The sequence below is a fragment of the Paeniglutamicibacter sp. GQ140 genome (assembly GCF_059759235.1).
This window is the reverse complement of sequence record NZ_JCAXDW010000001.1, coordinates 487,054-502,365: the sequence shown is the minus strand read 5'-3', so window position 1 is coordinate 502,365 and position 15,312 is coordinate 487,054. Positions and strand designations below refer to the sequence as shown.

Genomic DNA, 15,312 nt, shown 5'->3' with positions numbered 1-15,312 from the left:
TTCGTGACATTGTGTCTCCTGCCAAAGGGGCTCTCGGACTTTGAGCGTGGCGTCATCAAATAAGTAGGGCCCGTGGCCCTACGGAATTATGGGTGTTGACTAAGACATTCATAATTCCAAGGACCACGAGCCGTGTTAAATACTACGGGCGCAGGCGATGCTGCGTCGACCCTGTTCAATCTTGATGACTATGCGGTGCTGGGCGTTGAGGGATCCGGTGATTCCCGCTCGGTGCTGGTGGAGCCCCGGAATCCCGAGGCGCCGTGCCCTGCGTGCGGGGTGTTCTCCCGGCGGATCCAGGCCCGGCCCGTGCACCGGGTCAAGGACGTGGCCTGCGGCGGCAAGGGCCTGGAGGTGCTGGTCAGGAAACGGCGCCTGGTCTGCCAGGAGGCCGCCTGCCCGAAGCGGACGTTCGTGCAGGTCACCGATCAGGTTCCCTTGCGCTCCAGGCTGACCACGAGGTTGGTCGGGGAAATCGTCGAGGACGCCATCCACGAGCTGCGCGCGGTCAGCGGCATCGCCAAGACCCACGGCGTCTCCTGGCCCACGGTCATGCGCAAGTTGTTGGTGACCGAGCAGATCGTCCTGGACGTGGACCAGCGCCTGGTGCGCCGGCTTGGCGTGGACGAGCACCGCTTCCGCCGGGTCCGTTTTGTGCTGGGAACCACGGGAAAAATGATGCGGGTCGAGCCGTGGTCGATCGTGTTCACCGACCTGGACACCGGCACGATCCTTGACATCGTGGACGGGCGCCGTGGCAAGGCCGTGACCAGCTGGATGTCCCAGCGCCCCGAACAGTGGAAACGGAACATCGAGTACGTGGCCATGGACATGTCCGCGGAATTCCGCAAGGCCATCCGCGAATCCCTCCCAGCGGCCCGGATCTCGGTTGACCATTTCCACATCATCCAGCGTGCCAACCAGATGATCACCGCGGTGCGCAGGCGCCGCTCCCACGACGTCAACGGCCGCCGCGGAAAGATGACCGACCCGGCCTACAAATACCGCAAGTTGCTGACCTGCAACATCGAGAAGCTCTCCAACAAGCAGACGGAGCGGCTCAAGGAAGTCCTGGCATCGGATGTCGAACTCGGGGTCGTCTATGCCATCAAGGAACACGTCCGGGAACTGCTGAAAACACGTGACCGGGAATCATTCGCAGCCGCCTGGGCGAAGCTCGAAGCTTCCGTCAAGGCCACCTGCTGAATAGCCTCGGGAGGTAGTGCCGTTCCGGCTTGTTGGTAGATTCGTTCCGGATACATGGTAGTGCTCTAGGGCTTTTCGTGATCGTCTGTTTTGGTCTCCGCGCAACACGGCGCGGCGACCAGATCAGAGGAGAAAAACCTTGGTGGATTATCAAGCCATCATGTCCCTGGTATTCAAGGGCCGAACCTACATGGAGATCACCGCGTCGGTCGGGTGCTCGCATCGTGACGTCTCGGCCGTGAAGAGGGCCATCGCCACCGCCGGCATCACCGCCGACCGCTTTGCGTCGATGACCGCGACGGACATCGAGCAGCTCTTCCCGGACGGGCGCAAGGCCGTCTCCCAGGACTACGCGGACCCGCATTTCGCGCAGGTCGTCGAGGAGATGAAGCACAACCGGTTCTTCACGTTGCAGCAGGGCTGGGTCAAATACCTCGGCTCACCCAGCGAGAAGAAGAAGTACGGCTACTCGCAATACTGCGAACTGTTCAACCGGTTCGCCGCCGCCACCGACGTCGTGGCCACGCTGCAGCACGAACCGGGCAAGACCATGTTCGTGGACTGGGTCGGCCCGACCCTGCCGGTGGTGGACACCGTGACCGGGGATATCGGCAAGGCTTATTTTTTCGTCGCTTCGCTGCCGTACTCCGGGCTGGTGTTCTGCCAGGCGTTCGGCAACATGAAGCAGGAGGCCTGGAACCAGGCGCACGTGAACGCGCTGGCGTTCATCGGCGGGGTGCCGCAGCTGATCGTCCCGGACAACGCCCGCACCGCCACGCACAAGCGCACCCGGGCGGACAACGAGGTGGTGGTGACCAAGTCCTACCGCCAGCTCGCCGAGCATTACCAGACGGCAATCGTGCCGGCCAGATCGAATCGCCCGACCGACAAGGCGCACGTCGAGCGAATGGTGCAGGCCGTGGAAAGCCGCGTCATGGGCTATCTTGCCTCGGAGACCTGGACCTCGTTCGAGGAGCTCAACGACGCGGTGCGGGAGCGGCTGCTGGATCTCAACGAACGGTTGCGCCGGGTCAACGGGACCACCCGGCGGGAAGTCTTCGACGCGGAGGAGGCGGCATTGCTCCAGCCCCTGCCGGACCAGCCGTTTGAGTCGGTGGAATACAAGCAGTTGAAGGTCGGGCGGAACTATCACGTCACCAGCGACTACCAGCACTACTCGGTGCCGTACGCGTTGGCAGGGAAGATCCTGTCGGTCCGGATCACCGCAACCACCGTGAGCATCTTCGACGGGCAGGCCAAGGTTTGCGAGCACCCGCGCAAGCTCGGGCGCCGGGGCCAATACTCCACCGAGTTGTCCCATGCGCCCAAGCACCACCAGCAGGTCCAGGGATTGTGGTCCAGGGAGTGGTTCCTGAACCGCGCCCGGAATTACGGGCCGGCCACCGTGCAAGTCATCACCCAGATCCTGGACCGCAACCAGGTCGAGGCCCAGGCCTACCTGCCGTGCCGCAACATCCTCTCGGAGCTCGGCGGAAAGAAGGCCTCGCTGGAGGAAGCCTGCCAGGAACTGCTGAACATCAACGGGCATGCCACCTACACCTCGCTCAAGCGGGTGATGGCGACGCTGGCCGCCGCCAAGGACCAACCTGGCGCGGCCGTCCCGGCGGCGCAGAACGTGAAGAACCTGAAGGAAATCCAGAACCTTCCCGGAGTGTTCGTCCGCGATGCCGACCACTACAAGGGGCGGGGTGGCACCGATGCTTAACAGCGAGGATCACCAGAAGATCAAGGACCTGCGGCTCACCGTGTTTGCCGAGAAGTTCCTGGAACTGGCCGGCGACGAAGCCAACGACAAGCTGCTGCCGGAGGAGGTGTTCATGCAGGCGGTGAACCATTCCCTGGATGCCCGCCGGTCGAACAAGGTCGACCGGCTCATCAAGCAGGCACGCTTTCCCCTGCCCGGAGCGTCGATTGCCGAGCTGCACTACCTTCCGGGGCGGAAGATCGACGAGGCGCGGATGAAACGCTACGCCACGCACCAGTGGCGGGAGGATCCGACGAACCTGTTGATCATCTCCCCGTCCGGCGGGGGCAAGACCTACATTGCCTGCGCGATCGGCATTGCCGCCTGCCACAGCGAGCATTCGGTGTTTTACACGCGAATGGACGTGCTGGCCCGAAAGCTGCTCATCGCCCGGGCGGACAGCAAGGTCCACGATGCCCTGCTGGAAAAGCTGCGGGAAGCGGACCTGCTGATCATCGACGACTTCCTGACCGTCGGCATCGACCAGAACATCGCCAGCGACCTGTTCGGGGTGCTGGCCGACCGGGAACACCGGCTGCCCACCGTGATCGTCAGCCAGACCGATCCCACCTACTGGGTGCAGGTGTTGCCCGACCGCGTGGCCGGGGATTCGATCGTGAACCGGCTGGCGAACAACACCAGGTGGCTCGTGCTGGGAGACACCGACATGCGCAAGCTCAAGCATGAGAAGGCCCGGGACTCCGCCGGTTTCTGGGAATAGGTTGCAGTCCGTTCCTGAACAGCTGACTCCCGAGCCTTCACCCTAAATGGTATTGGCCAAGAGCCCCTCGACGGCTCTTGGCCAATACGACAAAAGCCGGACGCACTACCACTTCGCCGGAAATCCACTACCGCCTGCCCGGAGGGGACACTACCAGGTCGTCGGAACAGCACTACCAAGAGGCGCTATTTCGCAGCCACCGGCATGCACGAGGCCAAGTCCCTGTTCCGGACCTTCACCGCTTGGAAAACGGAACTGGAAACCTTCTGCCTCACCCGGCTCACCAATGCCCGCAGCGAGGCCGCCAACCTCACCGCCAAGAACATCAAGCGGATCGGCCGAGGATACGTCAACCACCACAACTACCGATGGCGGATATTGTTGTACACGGCACGCCTCCGGCCGTGCTGAACACCCAGTCACCACGCTTAAAGTCGGAGAGCCCACATAGGTCCGCTTCGGGCAGGCGGCCTCCTGGCAGACCAGGCGCCGTTTCCTGACCAGGACCTCCAGGCCCTTGCCGCCGCAGGCCACGTCCTTGACCCGGTGCACGGGCCGGGCCTGGATCCGCCGGGAGAACACCCCGCATGCAGGGCACGGCGCCTCGGGATTGCGGGGCTCCACCAGCACCGAGCGGGAATCACCGGATCCCTCAACGCCCAGCACCGCATAGTCATCAAGATTGAACAGGGTCGACGCAGCATCGCCTGCGCCCGTAGTATTTAACACGGCTCGTGGTCCTTGGAATTATGAATGTCTTAGTCAACACCCATAATTCCGTAGGGCTGCGGGCCCTACTTATTTGATGACGCCACGCTCAAAGTCCGAGAGCCCGGTAAGTGCGGGAAAACTCGGACATTGTTGAATCTTCGATGGAGCAGTCACTTGAAGCAGGAATATTCGATGTAGATATCTCTATCTTCCCAATTCCGAGTATACTTTCGTCCGGTATGTACCGGTCGGGTTGGAACCCTCATGAAAAGCTTGCGTAAGGCGCATCAAAAATTCCACAAATTTCTAGAGACAAGGGGAAAAATTCTAGTTGACCTATTGAAAATCGCACCGATGTCGAAGCTGCAGCTGGTCGTCTGAGATTCCCACAGCTCACCTCTCATCCCCATGCGACGGCTTGCTAAGCAATCTCGTTGGTATGCCCTTCCCGCGCGCGTTTTATATTTGTGAGATCAGGATAACCTTCAAGGACTACTAGACAATCAATTTCTCGCTATTCAATCCGTTCATACGCCTTTGATCTATCCATTCAGAACTTAGCCTATTCCAGGCATCAGCCCGCCTTCGATCAAAATCCAAGATATCTTCGATCTTCAATTCATCAGGCTTTGTACTCGCGACGTGAACCATCAGTCCGTCCTCAATGGCATGCCACTCTGCCAGAGCTTCTTCAGCGAGCACCCACCGAGACCGCCAATTGAAGAATCCTTCTAGACTGGAGCTCACAGCCACAAGTGAGGATGCAACAAGGCCGATATTCGAGACTAGGCTTCTTTCAGCTAATCCAAGCATTATTGTCGCAAGGACTGATAAGGCCAAGGTGGAGACTTGCAGCGTAACGGACCATTGACTCCATTGACGCCGAGAGGATCGTGCATAGTCTTTTGCTTCACGTATAGTCACCCTCACGTACATCGCCAGACTCAGTGGATCGATTCCTGCCAGCATCTCATGTGTAGGGTCGCTTGCTTTCGCTCGAATACTTGATTTTTTCTTAAGTAAGCACATTTAGCATCACACCAATCGTATGTTTTCGTTAACTACTCAAAAAATCGCGCAAAGCAGATTTAGTTTTCCATTGGATATTCGCGAGATCTGGGTACATGGATTCGTAGGATATCCCCTCGTTGGCCAAGAGCTCTCGAAGGGTTGCCTTCCATGCTGCGGGAATCCTTATGGTCCAGGCTATTGCTGGCCACCTCTCAATCGAGTGTTTTATTTTTCTCGATTCAAATTGGTTCAAATTTATTTTTGGAAAATTGATAAGAAACATGCTTATTTGTTGGCGTTCCGATGCGCGCAGTTGCTTGTCGTGCCACATGTTCAGCCCCATGTAGGTTCTGTGAAGCCCGCCGACTAGGAATCTCCCGCGTTGGGCAATCATTCTCGCATCGAGTGGTCGATCCTCGACCATTAGTAATGAGCGCGACCATTTGGCTGTTGCCGAAGATTCTCCTCTAACGTCGCCGCTCCATGGAAGGTCGTTGCGGTCTGAGAGCTTCACTTGTTCCTTGCTTCTCAACCAAATCAAGAATAATCGACCATCGATGGCGTCATTGTCTTCAACTGCAAAATAGAGTGCTTCTAGAGGCTTCACGGATACGTCCAAAAGGCGAGTCGGAGCCGCGTGATGCTGAAGGATCATCAAGATCTCGCCGGGAGATACCTCTTTCCTTAGTCCATGCTTCTGCGCCTCCTCTAAGATGGCTTTCTCCATTCGTCCAAGGGCGCTTTCCGTTAGAATCTTCGTTGATTCGGATTGGGCAAACCTATGTAGAGATGCTGATAGTCCGTGGCCATGATTCGATTGACCTCGAAAGACAAGGGGTTTCGGTGTCGTATGCGTGCGGAGTGAGCTTGCCGATTCCGCATCCAACTTTGCGAAGCTTTGCTCTTCCATCATGAGGTCCCAAAAGTCATGGACTGATTGCTCTTGGAGTTTTAAATTTGGATTGATCTCTCGATTGCTAAAATATTCCCCTGGGAGCTCGGCTCCGTAGCGATTTTCGAGATTATTGATTCCCATGGGTTCCTCAGCGTTCTCTTTTTTTAACGAACCGGATCTAGCGCCCGGACGCCTACTTTGTGGCGCAAATTATCCGATTAGCGTATCGGATGTTTTGATGGTGAGTTCGCGCGGGCCGCAACCCTATTGACCTTGGTGTGCTCTGGATCGACGGCGAAGTTGAGGATCGCGCTATATCTGTGCGGTACGAGGCTTGGCTGGCTGCCATTCCGGCTCGCGTGGAATAGGCCGAACCGTTACGATTTACTTGAAATGTCAAGTAAATCGTGTACTGTTGAATGATAGAAGAGCGTCACCGGCCGGTACTGTCGTCCGCTACGACGGTGCATTACGTCCCACGGTTCCGCTGGGCACCAAGGCCGGACTCCGGCTCCCGAATCACACAACCCAAGGAGTCAATCCTCGAATGACCACCACACTGCGCGACGTACGCTCCACCGGCTGGACCACCATCGAGGCGCCTGAGGCCGTCGTGCTCTTCCTGCACGGCTTCGGCTCCAACGAACAGGACCTCAGCGGACTGGCCCCGGCCCTCGGCCTCGACCTTCCCTGGGCCTCACTGCGTGCGCCGCTCGAACTGGGCAACGGCGGCGCGGCATGGTTTGAGATCACCACGCCCGGTGCCCCGGATGCGGCACCGGTCGAGGCGGCAACCGTCGCTATTTGGGCCTGGATCGATCAAAACGTCGACCCGGCCACCCGCATCATTCCCGTCGGGTTCTCCCAGGGCGGGCTCATGGCCAGCCAACTGCTGCGCACCCGCCCCGAGCGTGTGATCGCCCCGGTGATCCTCGGTGGATTCGTCCTCGGTGCGACCCAGCCTGGCGACGAGGACCTGCGCGAAAACCTTCCGGCCGTCTTCTGGGGCCGCGGCTCTGAGGATCGGGTCATTGCCCCGGTGGCGATCGCCCGCACCACCGAATTCCTTCCGGCCCACTCCGCTCTCGTTGAGAAGGTCTACCCGGGATTGGCACACGGCATCAACGCAGCCGAGCTCGACGACGTGCGCGACTTCATCACCGCCCACATCGGCGCCGAGGTTGTCTCCGGAGCATGAGTGCCGCCAGCCCGTTCGAGATCGGGATCTTCACCTTCGGCGAGCTCACCCGCGATGCGGCCGGCAAGCCGATCGACGCCGCCACGCGCATGCGCGACATTCTCGAATGGGCCCGGGTGGCCGACGAGGCCGGACTCGATGTCTTTGGCGTGGGGGAGCACCATCGCGAGGACTTCGCTGTCTCCTCCCCGCCGGTCGTGCTTGCGGCCGCCGCCGCGCAAACGAAGAACATCCGCCTGACCAGCACCGTCACGGTGCTCTCCAGTGCCGACCCGGTCCGTGTCTTCGAAGACTTCGCGACACTGGATTTGATCAGCTCCGGACGGGCCGAGCTCACTGCGGGGCGCGGTGCTTACCTGGAGTCGTTCCCGCTCTTCGGCCAGGACCTGCAGCGCTACGACGAGTACTTCGATGACCGGCTCGAGCTACTGCTCAAGATCCGCGACGAAAACCCCGTCACCTGGAATGGCAGCACCCGCCCGCCGCTGCGCGGTGCGGGCATCTGGCCGCGCCCGGTCCAGGGCTCCCTGCCGATCTGGGCCGCCGTCGGAGGGACACCCGCCTCAGCCGTGCGCGCGGGAAAGCTGGGAATGCCGCTGTACCTGGCCATCCTCGGCGACCCGCCGCGCTTCGCGCCGCTGGCCGAACTGTACTGCCGCTCCGCGACGGCCGCAGGCCGGGAACCCGGGCAGATCGGGGTGACCTCGCACTTCTACGTCGAGGAGACCTCGCAGGGAGCGAAAGACACGTTCTTCCCGCACTACAGCTCCTACATCGGGCAGAACATGCCGCGGGCCGGCCGCCTGGACCGGGCAGCCTTCGAGTCCTGGGCGTCGCCGCGCGGTGCCCTCTTCGCCGGCAGCCCGGCGGAGATCGTGGAGAAGATCCTGTGGGAGCACGAGATCCTGGGACACACCCGCTTCCTGGCCCAGGTCGGGCTCGGCGGCCTGTCCCAGGCACAGACGCTGCGCTCCATCGAGCTGCTGGCCACCGAAGTGCTGCCCGCCGTGCGGGCGGCCCTGAAAAACTAGCCTCCACGAAGAAGGCCGGCCCGCGATCGCGGGCCGGCCTTCTTGGTGTCTAGTCCACGCGCGAGGGATCCAGTTCGTCGGGGACGCTTTCGGGTTCCGCCTCAACGGCCTTCCGCGAGCCCGGCAGCAGGAACAGGCTGGCGGCGGCGAGGAAGCAGAGAACTGCGGCGGTGATCCAGGCGATCAGGTAGCTACCCGAGAGGTCGCGGCCGATCCCCGCGGTGAGCGCGCCCACGCCAGCGCCGACCATGTGGAAGGCAAAGACCCAGCCAAAGACCACAGCAGCCCGCACCGGGCCGAAGTATTGCCGGCACAGCACCACCGTGGGCGGCACGGTTGCCACCCAGTCCAGCCCGTAGAAGAGGATGAAGATCCACAGCACCGGTTCCACCGTGGGGCCGAGAAGCGAGTGGACTGTCAGCAGCGATGCCCCGCGCAGGCCGTAGTAGAAGACCAGCAACAGCCACGGGCGGACCCGGTCGGTCAGCCAGCCCGAGGCGATGGTGCCGATGATGTCGAAGACGCCGATCAATGCCAGGAGCCCGGAGGCGGTGGTCGCCGGCATGCCGTGGTCGTGGGATGCGGGAATGAAGTGGGTCTGGATCAGCCCGTTGGTCGACCAGCCGCAAATCCAGAACGTGAACGCCAGGATCCAGAATGCCCGGAACCTCATCGCATGGCGGAGCACCCCCAAGGTCTCGGCCATGGCGTTGCCGGCGGGGCGGGCCTTGGCCGTTGCCGTCGTGGCCTCCGCATCATCGGCGGCACCGTAGGGCGTGGTCTTCGCCTCGGCCGGGCTGTTGGCGAACGGCCAGAACAGCAGGGGAACGATGGCCAGCGCAAAGCCCGCCACCAGCAGTGAGGCGGTGCGCCAGCCGTGGAGTCCGGTGAGATGCACGATGGTGGGGAGGAAGATCAGCTGGCCGCAGGCGTTGGCCGCGGAGAAGATTCCCATCACCAGTCCGCGCCGCGCGGCGAACCAGCGGTTCGCCACCACCGCACCGAACACCAGGGCAATGGCACCTGTGCCGATTCCCACCAGTCCGCCCCACAGGAGCCAGAGCTGCCACACCTCGGAAACGAAGACCGCGAGCCCGGCGCCGGCCGAGACCAAGCCCAGGGCCAGGGCGGCAACGAAGCGCATCGAGAACCGTTCGAGCAGCGTCGCCGCGAACGGCGCCACCAGGCCGTAGACCACGAGGTTGATGGTCACCGCGGTGGAAAGCTGGGAGCGCGTCCAGCCGAATTCGGCTTCCAGCGGTTCAAAGAACGCCCCGGTGGTGGAGCGGAAGGCGGCGGCCGCAATCAGGGCAAGAACCGTCACCGCAGCCACGAGCCAGGCCCGGTGGATTCGAGGTGTTTTGCTCCGCGCCACGTCGGGAGAAGGGCCGGCGGGTGGCATAGGCAGTGTCAAGGGCTTAGCTCTCTCGGTGGGGTCATCGGTCAAACCACAATTTCATACTTTGGACGGGTGGCCGAAAAGTGTCACGAGGCCCTATGCGCCCGGAAGTCACCTGAACGACAGAGTGCTGGGATCGGGCGAACCCGATCCCAGCCCTTTTCGGTGGTGGCTGTTGCTATGGCGCCTCGACGGGGTCCAGGTCGCCAATGTGCCCTTCGGCATTGGCATCCAGTACGCGCTCGACAAACGCTGCGAATTCGCTCATGTAGTGGCCGAGGAATTCCGCAGTCCCACTGTCGGACACGTTGCCCTCGGCATCAAAGATTTCCGGCTTGAAGGCGATGTAACCCTCGGGGGAGTTCAGTTGCGGGGCGTCCAGGAAGCTGAGCACGCTGCGCATGTTCGACTGCATGACTGCTGTGCCGATGGCACCGACCGATGCGCCGATGATGCCGCTGGGCTTGCGGGCGAAGGAGTTGGCACCCCACGGGCGTGAACCCCAGTCGATGGCGTTCTTCAGTGCGCCGGGGATTGAACGGTTGTATTCGGGGGAGACGAACAGCAGGCCATCCGAGGACTCGACTGACTGCTTGAATGCGGTGCCCTCGGGAGGGTAGTTGGCATCGAAATCGTAGTTGTACAACGGGAGATCCTTGATGGAGATCTCGGTGAATTGAAGGTTGTCCGGGGCCAGCTTGATCAACGCCTTGGAAAGGGTGCGGTTGATGGAGTTGGTGGACAAGGAACCGACGAAATAACCAATGTTGTAGTTAGTCATGGGGACAGTCCAACACGGAGGCCGCAGAGCCGTCCATAGTTAGTTGGCAAATATCCGGTGAACGCGCATGCCTGCTGCATGTGTGCCTGGCCCGGGCGCTGGTGCCAGACAACTTGGCAGCATTCACCGATTCGCGGAATCGAATGGCCGCCGTCCGTCCGACCCTTGGATCAGATGCTCCGCGACCCGTTCGCGGAGCACAAGCAGGAATCTTTCACCGCGTCGCATGACGCCCGGCACCTAGCTTCCGGCGCCAGCGTCGCCGCACCCCTGTCGCAGCGCCGTTGAGTTCCAGGGTGCGCAGCGCCACGCCGACGGAATCACGCAGCCCGCCCTTTCTGGAGAAAATTCGCCCGGCGGCTCCAACCCGCACCTTCCTGTCGAATCGGGTGACGGCGCCGGGTTCGAGTTTGCAGGTGAACTCCAAGTCATCATGAACATCCAGGTTCCCCAAATCCAGTTGCTCGCTCACCGCCGGCCAGATTTCGCGGCGGAACGCCATGTTGGACCCCCAGAGCGGCACGCGGGCGACGGCTCCGCCGATACCCATGAAATATGCCGAAGCATAGAAGAACGAGGCCATCGCACCCATGAAGCCCGGCAGATCATAGAAACGCCCCGGACCTGTCAACGCATCCAGTTCGCCGCTACGCGTGAAATGCTCGTCGATCCGGCGCACCCAGTCGCTCGGCGGCCGCGTATCGGCGTCGCAACGGATGATGACCTCGCCCGTCGCCGCCTCGTAGCCCGCAGCGGCAGCCGCCAGGATTCCGGGCAGAGGTTGGTGGATCACCCTTGCGCCCGCGGCTTGGGCCCAGAACACGGAATCGTCGGTTGATCCGTTGTCGACGACGATGATTTCGTCCGGCGACTTTGATTGCCGGGCCAGCAGGTCAAGGAGTACTCGCAGGTGCTGAGCATCGTTTAGTACCGGGACCACCACGCTGAGCGTACTCATGATGGCCTGCTAAAACGGGTCGAGCGATGGAACCAGAATGCGGCCATCAGCGACCCCAGGGAACCAGCAACCAAATCCCCGAGCGTGTCTTCATAGCCGACTCCGACTTCCGGGTTGATGAAGGTGTGGCCCGCCCATTCGCCGATTTCCCAGAGCACGGCGAGCAGGACTCCCAATCCCGTCACGACCACCAAGAATCCTGTTGCCTGGCGCCGGTTTGAGGCATCCGGCAACATCGCATGGTGGACCAGCATGTTGGCGAGCGTCTTGGTCAAGGCCGCCAGCATCAGCAAGTGGACTACGAGATCCAGCCATTCGACTTCCCTGTAGGTGCCCAGCACGCTGAATGCCCCACCAAGAAGCAACACGATCTGGCCCGCGAGATCCTCACTCCGGGACGAGGAGTAGTAGCGCAATGCCCACGTCCCGCCGGACACCAGCAGCATCGTCAGTGCCGAGAGCGGACCCGAAACGATCCACGCCGCGGGAATGGCCAACAGGGCAACCAACCGCAAGGCATCACCGAGGTGTGGAACGAAGACTTGCTCGTACGCGCTCGCCGGTTCCTTGAGAAGCGGCAGGGAAACCCGCGGGTTAGTGGCTGCGGGCAACCTGCTCACAATGGTTCCTCCGGTGGACTGGCTTCGTGATGGCGTTGCCCGTGAGTTCGGCGATCTTCCTTCATTTGCGCCTCAAAGAGGTGACGACGACCCTCGACGAGCTGCTGGCGAATCTCTTCCTCCAGTGTCTTGAAATCTTTGTAGTACCCATCGTCGTATTCCTCCATGACCTGGAAGGTCCATCGTCCTTCCAAGACATTGCGCCCCACCATGGTGTCCTGCAATTTGCGGGCGATATCTTCGTACCCTGCATCCTTGAACATGTCCACGGCTTCGCCCAGGGCCAGGTCTGCCCTGCCTGTCAGACGATGAAACCGATACAGACTTCCACGGGCATCTTCCACGACTTCGAGCGCTTCGGAGAGTTTTCCCAATGCATCGATGGTTTCCTTCGACGTGTTCGGTGGCACCGTATGCCCGGAACTTGGATTTTCACGATCATGACTCATTGAAGGTCCCTTCTCCGATGGTTTCGCTACGTGGCGAGCGTAAACCACCACGTAGTAAAAGTCAGCCAATCGCACAGGGAGATGCCCGCCGGCCGTGGGTCACTTCCTGCGGCGTGCCGGGGGAGCTCCCTGCTTCAGGCAGACTTACCGCCTTGCTGCCGGTGACTTTACGCGAGCGGAAGCGATTTGAAGGGTGCCGCACTCTGGACGCGATCGAAGGTGTTGCTTGGTGGTCGTCCCTTCTTGAAAAGGTTGATGTTCTGCGCGATTTCAGTCGCGCGACGCACGAAGGTCTGGAGGGCGTGGCCGGAATGGTGAGGGGTGGAAATGACGTTCGGGAGGGCCGCGAAGCGGCCAACAGTCTCGGGTGCCTCCGTGCCGTTGGGTGCGTCCCACCAAACGTCCAAGGCCGCACCTCCGATGGTTCCCTCACGAAGCGCCGCGTACAGTGCCTCTTCGGCAATGATCGGTCCGCGAGAAACATTGATCAGCAGGGCGTCGCTGCGCATCCGTGCGAATTGCTCGGTTCCCATCAACCCGCGGGTTTCCTCGGTGAGCGGCAGACAAAGGACGACCACGTCACTCGCCGCCAGAAGTTCGGGGAGGTCCTCCATGGCCTTGACCCACTGGAGATTGGTTCCTGGTGCTTCCGCCGCTTCGGGATTCCGGCGCACGGCAACGGCTCTCATTCCCAGCCCGGTGCACATGCGCACGGCTTCGGTTCCGATCCCGCCGAGTCCCACGAAGCCAATCGTGAGTTCATCCAGGGTCCGGTGCAGGGGAGTGCCAGGTTCGGTGGCCACCGAGCGCCAGGATCCGGAACGCATTTGGTCGGTCACGGACAGCAACCGCCGCTGGTGTGCAAGCACCGCCATCAGGATGTGTTCGGCGATTGAGCGTTCATGGTGGGAGGTCCGGGCGATCACCGTCTCGATGGGGAGGTCGGCGACGGCGACGCGGTCTGCGCCGGCGCCGGTGATGTGCACGAATCCGGCGGTGCAGGCGGAAGCATCACGGGCACTGAGCTTGGCGCACACCAGCACCTCGGCACGGGCGATGGCCGCGGACTGTGCTTCGGAGGAAAGGTCGGCAACGAAGTCCCAGTCGTTCCCGGGGGCGGTTTCCTGCAGCAGGTCCGCGAATCTGGAGATGATGGGGTCGGTGACGACGATACGAATGGGCTTCACCAGCGCGGGGTGGTGAGCTGGAAATCCGGGTGGATGCTCTGCACGTAGGTGGTGTCGTCGCGTTTGGTGAGCCCGCAATCCAGATATTGCTGGTGCATCCGGGCCAGCGCTTCCTCGTCGAGTTCCACTCCGAGTCCAGGTCGGGTGGGAACTCGCACCGAGCCGCCTTCGATCTTCAAGGCTCCGGGAACAATGACATCATCGCTGGCCAACTTCCAGGGCCAATGGGTGTCGCAGGCGTAGTCGATGTTCCTGGTGGCGGCGGCCAGCTGGATCATCGCGGCAAAGCTGATGCCAAGGTGCGAGTTCGAGTGCATGGACAGGCCGAGCTTGAAGGTCTCGGCGATGCCGGCCAAGGCCTGCGAGCGCCTCAGGCCTCCCCAGAAGTGGTGGTCCGAGAGGACGACGTCCACGGCGCCGGCGGCGATGGCCGGGGGCACGTCGTTGAAGGACACCACGCACATGTTGGTCGCGATGGGTAGGTTCACTGCGGTGCGGACCGCCGCATTGTCAGCAATGGACAGGCATGGGTCCTCGAGATATTCCAACACCGGCTCGAGCCGCCGCCCAACCTTGATCGCGGTCTCAACGGTCCACACGCCGTTGGGGTCGATGCGCAGCGGCATCTCGGGGAACGCCTCACGCAAGGCCTCGATCGTGGCCGCCTCGATCTCCGGTTCGAAGACCCCGCCCTTGAGCTTCAGGGCGGTGAAGCCGTAGTCGCTGACCATCTTGCGGGCCTGGGCCACGATTCCCGCCGGGTCCAGCGCCTCGCCCCAGACATCGGGTGCATGGCCCGGGTGTCCGGCCCATTTGTAGAAGAGGTAGCCGCTGAATGCGACCTCGTCCCGCACCGCTCCGCCCAACAACATGCTGACCGGTACTCCAAGTGCCTTGCCCTGGATGTCGAGGCAGGCCACATCGAAGGCCGAGAGGACCCTGTCTTCCAGGGATGTGGTGGTGACCATGCCGCCGGTGCCATGCCCGCCGAGACCCGAGTCCTCGCGCAGGGATTCGGTGACCAGGGCCGAAACCTGGTTGATGTTGAAGGCGTCCGCGCCCACCAGCATGGAGGCTGCCCGGTTCAACCGTGCCACGTGGGCTTCGTCGCCGTAGGTTTCCCCCAGGCCGTAGAGACCCTCCTCGGTGCGGATGACCACGATGGCCCTCAACGCGAAGGGCTCGTGCACGCCCACGGAGTTCAGCAGCGGGGGATCGGAGAACGCCACGGGAGTCACGCTGATCTCGGTGATGATGGAACTGTTTGAGGCAGTGGCCTCGGGATTGAGTGTTGCGAGCGAGAAGTCTGGTCCAGATTCCGACATGTGGGGCTCCGTATCATTGGTGTGGCTAGACTCACCCTAGGTGCTTGCAAAGATG

General features: G+C 61.7%; 13 protein-coding genes and 3 pseudogenes. 6 read left to right on the top strand and 10 right to left on the bottom strand.

What is annotated here, in order from left to right; genetic code table 11:
- Nucleotides 1-132: 132 nt before the first annotated feature.
- The 4 genes and pseudogenes from AC6CHY_RS02295 to AC6CHY_RS02280 form a co-directional block, all read left to right on the top strand.
- Nucleotides 133-1,200, top strand: a pseudogene (locus AC6CHY_RS02295) (ISL3 family transposase); the annotation flags it as partial.
- Between the two features lie 166 nt (nt 1,201-1,366).
- Nucleotides 1,367-2,932, top strand: a complete 1,566-nt coding sequence (gene istA, locus AC6CHY_RS02290) for an IS21 family transposase (RefSeq protein ID WP_498225282.1) — start codon at nt 1,367-1,369, stop codon at nt 2,930-2,932.
- Nucleotides 2,925-3,692, top strand: a complete 768-nt coding sequence (locus AC6CHY_RS02285) for an ATP-binding protein (protein ID WP_217390418.1) — start codon at nt 2,925-2,927, stop codon at nt 3,690-3,692. The genes istA and AC6CHY_RS02285 overlap by 8 nt, the downstream gene beginning before the upstream one ends.
- Nucleotides 3,693-3,887: 195 nt before the next feature.
- Nucleotides 3,888-4,103, top strand: a pseudogene (locus AC6CHY_RS02280) (transposase); the annotation flags it as partial.
- Nucleotides 4,104-4,166: 63 nt separating this feature from the next.
- Here the strand turns inward: AC6CHY_RS02280 and AC6CHY_RS02275 are convergent.
- From AC6CHY_RS02275 to AC6CHY_RS02265, 3 genes and pseudogenes are all read right to left on the bottom strand, one after another.
- Nucleotides 4,167-4,316, bottom strand: a pseudogene (locus AC6CHY_RS02275) (transposase family protein); the annotation flags it as partial.
- 582 nt (nt 4,317-4,898) lie between these two features.
- A complete protein-coding gene (locus tag AC6CHY_RS02270) occupies nt 4,899-5,339 on the bottom strand; it encodes an SLATT domain-containing protein (RefSeq protein WP_498225350.1) in 441 nt (146 codons plus the stop codon).
- A gap of 121 nt (nt 5,340-5,460) precedes the next feature.
- Complete coding sequence (locus AC6CHY_RS02265; RefSeq protein ID WP_498225281.1) at nt 5,461-6,450, bottom strand: FRG domain-containing protein; 990 nt, start codon at nt 6,448-6,450, stop codon at nt 5,461-5,463.
- Nucleotides 6,451-6,856: 406 nt separating this feature from the next.
- On the opposite strand from AC6CHY_RS02265, the gene AC6CHY_RS02260 reads away from it, so the two are divergent.
- Nucleotides 6,857-7,507, top strand: a complete 651-nt coding sequence (locus AC6CHY_RS02260; RefSeq protein WP_498225280.1) for an alpha/beta hydrolase — start codon at nt 6,857-6,859, stop codon at nt 7,505-7,507.
- Nucleotides 7,504-8,538, top strand: a complete 1,035-nt coding sequence (locus AC6CHY_RS02255; RefSeq protein ID WP_498225279.1) for an LLM class flavin-dependent oxidoreductase — start codon at nt 7,504-7,506, stop codon at nt 8,536-8,538. The genes AC6CHY_RS02260 and AC6CHY_RS02255 overlap by 4 nt, the downstream gene beginning before the upstream one ends.
- Before the next feature lie 49 nt (nt 8,539-8,587).
- Here AC6CHY_RS02255 and AC6CHY_RS02250 read toward each other — a convergent pair whose 3' ends face one another.
- The 7 genes from AC6CHY_RS02250 to AC6CHY_RS02220 form a co-directional block, all read right to left on the bottom strand.
- Nucleotides 8,588-9,913, bottom strand: a complete 1,326-nt coding sequence (locus AC6CHY_RS02250; RefSeq protein ID WP_498225278.1) for an MFS transporter — start codon at nt 9,911-9,913, stop codon at nt 8,588-8,590.
- Between the two features lie 202 nt (nt 9,914-10,115).
- Entirely contained in the window at nt 10,116-10,718 is a 603-nt protein-coding gene (locus AC6CHY_RS02245) for an NADPH-dependent FMN reductase (protein ID WP_498225277.1), read from the bottom strand.
- 214 nt (nt 10,719-10,932) lie between these two features.
- Nucleotides 10,933-11,676, bottom strand: coding sequence for a glycosyltransferase family 2 protein (locus tag AC6CHY_RS02240; protein ID WP_498225276.1), 744 nt, complete (start codon nt 11,674-11,676; stop codon nt 10,933-10,935).
- On the bottom strand, nt 11,673-12,296 hold the full coding sequence (locus AC6CHY_RS02235) for a DUF2238 domain-containing protein (protein ID WP_498225275.1): 624 nt from the start codon (nt 12,294-12,296) through the stop codon (nt 11,673-11,675). The genes AC6CHY_RS02240 and AC6CHY_RS02235 overlap by 4 nt, the downstream gene beginning before the upstream one ends.
- Nucleotides 12,293-12,745: a hypothetical protein gene (locus AC6CHY_RS02230; RefSeq protein ID WP_498225274.1), complete on the bottom strand. Its 453-nt coding sequence runs from the start codon at nt 12,743-12,745 to the stop codon at nt 12,293-12,295. Before AC6CHY_RS02230 ends, AC6CHY_RS02235 begins: the two co-directional genes overlap by 4 nt.
- Before the next feature lie 167 nt (nt 12,746-12,912).
- On the bottom strand, nt 12,913-13,932 hold the full coding sequence (locus AC6CHY_RS02225) for a 2-hydroxyacid dehydrogenase (RefSeq protein ID WP_498225273.1): 1,020 nt from the start codon (nt 13,930-13,932) through the stop codon (nt 12,913-12,915).
- Nucleotides 13,929-15,257: a glucarate dehydratase family protein gene (locus tag AC6CHY_RS02220; protein WP_498225272.1), complete on the bottom strand. Its 1,329-nt coding sequence runs from the start codon at nt 15,255-15,257 to the stop codon at nt 13,929-13,931. The genes AC6CHY_RS02225 and AC6CHY_RS02220 overlap by 4 nt, the downstream gene beginning before the upstream one ends.
- Nucleotides 15,258-15,312 lie beyond the last annotated feature (55 nt).

Coding starts and splice junctions, on each gene's coding strand:
- AC6CHY_RS02285 (WP_217390418.1), top strand. CDS start 2,925: ATGCTTAACAGCGAGGATCACCAGAAGATCAAGGACCTGCGGCTCACC.
- AC6CHY_RS02230 (WP_498225274.1), bottom strand. CDS start 12,745: ATGAGTCATGATCGTGAAAATCCAAGTTCCGGGCATACGGTGCCACCG.
- istA (WP_498225282.1), top strand. CDS start 1,367: ATGTCCCTGGTATTCAAGGGCCGAACCTACATGGAGATCACCGCGTCG.
- AC6CHY_RS02220 (WP_498225272.1), bottom strand. CDS start 15,257: ATGTCGGAATCTGGACCAGACTTCTCGCTCGCAACACTCAATCCCGAG.
- AC6CHY_RS02260 (WP_498225280.1), top strand. CDS start 6,857: ATGACCACCACACTGCGCGACGTACGCTCCACCGGCTGGACCACCATC.
- AC6CHY_RS02245 (WP_498225277.1), bottom strand. CDS start 10,718: ATGACTAACTACAACATTGGTTATTTCGTCGGTTCCTTGTCCACCAAC.
- AC6CHY_RS02240 (WP_498225276.1), bottom strand. CDS start 11,676: ATGAGTACGCTCAGCGTGGTGGTCCCGGTACTAAACGATGCTCAGCAC.
- AC6CHY_RS02270 (WP_498225350.1), bottom strand. CDS start 5,339: ATGTACGTGAGGGTGACTATACGTGAAGCAAAAGACTATGCACGATCC.
- AC6CHY_RS02265 (WP_498225281.1), bottom strand. CDS start 6,450: ATGGGAATCAATAATCTCGAAAATCGCTACGGAGCCGAGCTCCCAGGG.
- AC6CHY_RS02255 (WP_498225279.1), top strand. CDS start 7,504: ATGAGTGCCGCCAGCCCGTTCGAGATCGGGATCTTCACCTTCGGCGAG.